At 62.3% G+C, this 3,573-nt stretch carries 3 protein-coding genes; all 3 read left to right on the top strand.

What is annotated here, in order from left to right; translation table 11 throughout:
* On the top strand, positions 1-2,147 hold a 2,147-nt coding region (locus HX846_RS32790), incomplete at its 5' end, for a TonB-dependent siderophore receptor (protein WP_178967009.1).
* The gene (locus tag HX846_RS32785) at positions 2,147-3,181 is read left to right on the top strand and encodes a YncE family protein (RefSeq protein ID WP_178967008.1); all 1,035 of its coding nucleotides are present in this window, start codon (positions 2,147-2,149) and stop codon (positions 3,179-3,181) included. The genes HX846_RS32790 and HX846_RS32785, both read left to right, overlap by 1 nt.
* A 58-nt stretch (positions 3,182-3,239) precedes the next feature.
* Positions 3,240-3,573: D-alanyl-D-alanine carboxypeptidase (locus HX846_RS32780; protein WP_178967007.1), on the top strand; the 334-nt coding region annotated here is incomplete at its 3' end.

Here is a 3,573-nt window from a genome sequence, read left to right as displayed (position 1 = left end):
TGCAACGCCTGCTGGGTAATTCCGGCTTCACCTTCCGCCAGATCGACGCCCGCACCCTGGCCCTGGAACCGCTGCCCACCGACGGCGCGCTGAACCTCGGCGCCACCACCATCAACGGTGCCGCCCTGGCCTCGGATACCACCAGCTATCAACCGCCGCCTACCAGTTCGGTGATGCGTTCCCACGGCCTGCTGCTGGAAACCCCACAGACTGTCAACGTTGTACCGGCCCAGGTGATGCGCGATCAACAGCCGCGCAACCTCGACGATGCCCTGACCAACATCAGTGGCATCACCCAGGCCAACACCTTGGGCAGCACCCAGGACGCGGTGATGCTGCGGGGTTTTGGTGACAACCGAAACGGTTCGATCATGCAGGACGGCATGCCGCTGGTGCAGGGCCGCGCGCTGAATTCCACCGCCGAGCGCGTCGAAGTGCTCAAGGGACCGTCGTCGTTGCTGTATGGCATTCAGGATCCGGGCGGCGTGGTCAATATCGTCAGCAAGAAACCCGAGCTGATCCAGTCCACCTCGCTGACCGTGCGCGGCTCGACCTTTGGCGACGGCAAGAACGGCAGCGGCGGCAACCTCGACACCACAGGGCCCATCGGTGACAGCGGGTTGGCGTACCGCTTGATCGTCGATCACGAAGACGAAGATTACTGGCGCAACTACGGCACTCACCGCGAGAGCCTGATCGCACCGTCGCTGGCCTGGTACGGCGACAACACCAAGCTGTTGTTTGCCTATGAGCACCGGGAGTTTCTCTCGCCGTTCGACCGGGGCACCGCCATCGACCCCAAGACCAACCACCCGCTCAACATCCCGTCGACTCGCCGCCTGGACGAGCCCTTCAATAACATGGAAGGCCGCTCCGACCTGTACCGCTTCGAGGCCGATCACGATTTGAATGACGACTGGAAAGCCCACTTCGGCTACAGCTGGAACCGCGAGACCTACGACGCCAGCCAGGTGCGTGTGGTCAAGGTCAACGCCAATGGCACCCTGACCCGCAGCATGGACGGCACCCAGGGCGCACTGACCACCGACCGCTTCGCCACCGCCAGCCTTGAAGGCAAGGTCAACGTCGCAGGCATGCAGCACGACCTGACCTTCGGCCTGGATGACGAATACCGCAAGATCTACCGGGCCGACCTGATCCGCCAGGCGCCCCGTGGCACGTTCAACTACAACGACCCGGTCTATGGCAATGAAGTGGCGGGCACCACCGTCAGCGCGCCGGACAGCAACCAGATGGACCTGCTGCGCAGCGACTCGCTGTTCCTGCAGGATGCGATCCACCTCACTGACCAGTGGATCCTGGTGGGTGGCGCGCGTTATCAGATGTACGACCAATACGCCGGCAAGGGTGTCCCGTTCACTGCCAACACCGACGGCAATGGCCAGAAGTGGGTGCCACGCGCGGGCCTGGTGTACCGCTACACCGACGAGCTGTCGTTCTATGGCAGCTACACAGAGTCGTTCAAGCCCAACTCCACCATCGCACCGCTGGATAACAAAACGGTGCTGGATGGCAGCCTTGAACCGGAACAGTCGAAGTCCTGGGAGTTGGGTACCAAACTCGACATTCCGGGTCGTATCACTGCCAGCGCCGCTCTGTTCAACATCGAGAAGCGCAATGTATTGGTCGAGGTGGGCGACGGCCCGATCGCGATCTATAGCGTAGCCGGCAAGGTCCGCTCCCGCGGCCTTGAACTGGACGCCAGCGGTCAACTGACGGATAAATGGAGCGTAATCGGCAGCTACGCCTACACCGATGCTGTTGTCACCGAAGACCCGGACCTTAAGGGCAACCGCCTGCAAAACGTCGCGAAGAACACCGGCTCGCTGTCAGCGGTGTATGACTTCGGCAGCATCCTTGGCGGTGACCAACTGCGGGTGGGCGCCGGTGCACGTTATGTGGGGGAGCGAGCGGGTAATGCCGCCAACGATTTCGACCTGCCGAGCTACACCGTGGCCGATGCGTTCGCCACCTATGACACTAAAATCGAGGGGCAGAAGGTCAAGTTCCAGCTCAACGTGAAGAACCTGTTTGACCGTACCTATTACACCTCGGCCGTGAACACCCAGTTCGTGTCCATCGGCGATGCGCGGCAGGTGTCCGTCTCCAGCACCCTGGAGTTCTGATGAAACACTGGTTACTGGCAGCACTGTTGATCAGCGGCGCGGCATCGGCTGATGACTCGACCTACCATCGCGAACACCGGGTGACATTGCCCGGCTCCGGCCACAGTTGGGGCTTTGTCGGGCTGGACCCGACCCGGCCGTATCTGTTCCTGGCCCGCCGGGAAAACGGCCTGAGCGTGTTTGATGTGAAACAGCAGCGCCTGGTCGAGACGGTGGCGCAGTCCGAAGGCGCCAACGGCGTGGTGTTCGTGCCTGAGGTAGACCGGGTTTTCGTGCTCAACACCGACGGCAGTCTGAGTGTGGTGGAGTTATCCACACTCACATTCCTGAAGCGCATCCCGGTGGCGCAAAGCAACCTCAACAGCGCGGTGTACGAGCCATCGACGGGCAAGGTGATTATTGTCAGTGGGCGTCGGGCGGATCGTTCGACGCTGTTTGAATTCGACCCGAAACAGGAACGAATCACCGGCGCCCATGAACTGGCGGTGAAGAAAATCGACCCGCTGCTGATCAAGGGCGACGGCAGCTTCTTCCTGCCGATGCGCGATGAAGGCAAGGTCACCCGCTATTCGGCGAGCACCTTTGCGTTGCTCGACACCTGGCAGTTTGCCGGTTGCCCCAAGCCCAGCGCATTGGCCCAGGACGTGGCGCGCCAGCGACTGTTTGTGGCGTGTCGCGGTGAAGTGCCGGTGTTGATCGTTGCCGACCGGAAAACCGGTGAAGTCAAGGCGAAGCTGCCGATCACCCGCGACATCAACGCCCTGGCCTACGACGAGCAGCACCGGCGCTTGCTGATCCCCAGTGGCATCGATGCCAACCTGACGCTGGTGGATCAAACGGATGCCGACCACTACGCCGTACGCTCCAGCGTCAGCACCTTGCCGATGGCCTACAACATGGCGTTCGACCCGGCGAGCCAGCGGGTATTCCTGCCGGCCATGGACTTTACCCAGCCGGCGCCGCGCAAGGCCGAGCCCAAGCCGGACCCGCTGTTTCATGCCAATACGTTTTCCGTCACGACCTACGGGCCTTGATTGACCGGGAGGAATTCCACAAGCTGCGCACTCTCGAAATTCAAGGACTACCAGGTTTATGCGGTTGGGACGATGGACACACACCGGCGGGCTGCTGCTGGGCTTGAGCTTGTTGCTGGGCGGTTGCGCCACGGCGCCGAAAACTTCCACCAGCGCCAGCCTCGACCAGTTGCTGGCCGACCCGGCACTGCACGGTGCCAGCGTGTCGCTGATGGTGCGCGATGCCCGCAGTGGCAACACGCTCTATCAGCACAACCCGCGTACGCGGCTGAGCCCGGCTTCGAGCCTCAAGCTGTTGACCACTGCGGCGGCGATGGATGTGCTGGGGCCGCAGTATCGGTTTTCCACGCAACTGTTGAGCGACGGCATCCGCCAGGGCGCGGTGCTTGACG

The organism is Pseudomonas sp. K5002, from assembly GCF_013386655.1.
Lineage (GTDB): Bacteria > Pseudomonadota > Gammaproteobacteria > Pseudomonadales > Pseudomonadaceae > Aquipseudomonas.
Note: the sequence above shows the minus strand (reverse complement) of the source record. Positions and strands in the feature narration are given on the sequence as shown.